We start from the raw sequence: 632 nt of genomic DNA, 5'->3' as shown, positions 1-632 counted from the left end.
CAAAAGCCACATATGGCAGAGGAAGCATTAAATCAGCTGATGAGCTATTCCTTTCCGCTTGTTAATTTAGATTTGATATATGGACTGCCAGGCCAGACAGCTTCTACTTGGCTTTATTCACTTGAGAAGGCGATTAGCTATTCTCCTGGAGAAATTTTTATTTATCCTCTCTACACACGGGAGAATACGATTCTGAAGCCGGAGCAAATTCGAAGCGGCGGTACGGATATTCGGCTTGAGCTTTATCATATTGCTCGCCAGCGCCTTGAGGAAGCGGGTTATAAGCAGTATTCGATGAGGCGCTTTGCAAAGGATATCTCCTTCTCGCATAAGAATGTNGACTTGGCTGCGGTGCGCGCTCCTATACCCGGGATGTTCATTATGCTTCGCGCTACGGAGTAAGCGTTGCAGCCGCCAAAAGTATTATTGAGGATTATGTAAAAGCTGAGCGATATGATACGGCTGATTATGGATTTATATTAAATGAATCTGAGCAGAAGCGCAGATTTGTACTCAAAGCGATTCTACACAGTGAGGGCCTTACACTGTCCCAATATGCCGAGCGTTTCGGGTCGGATGCCATGAGGGATCATAGCGATTTAACGGAGCTGATAACGATTGGGCTCGCAGAG

At 46.0% G+C, this 632-nt stretch carries 1 pseudogene; it reads left to right on the top strand.

The window, feature by feature from the left end:
- A pseudogene (locus FJQ58_RS00325) lies at positions 1–632 on the top strand (STM4012 family radical SAM protein); the annotation flags it as partial.

It is taken from the genome of Paenibacillus paridis (assembly GCF_006345825.1).
Taxonomy (GTDB): Bacteria; Bacillota; Bacilli; order Paenibacillales; family Paenibacillaceae; genus Pristimantibacillus; species Pristimantibacillus paridis.
Note: the sequence above shows the minus strand (reverse complement) of the source record. Positions and strands in the feature narration are given on the sequence as shown.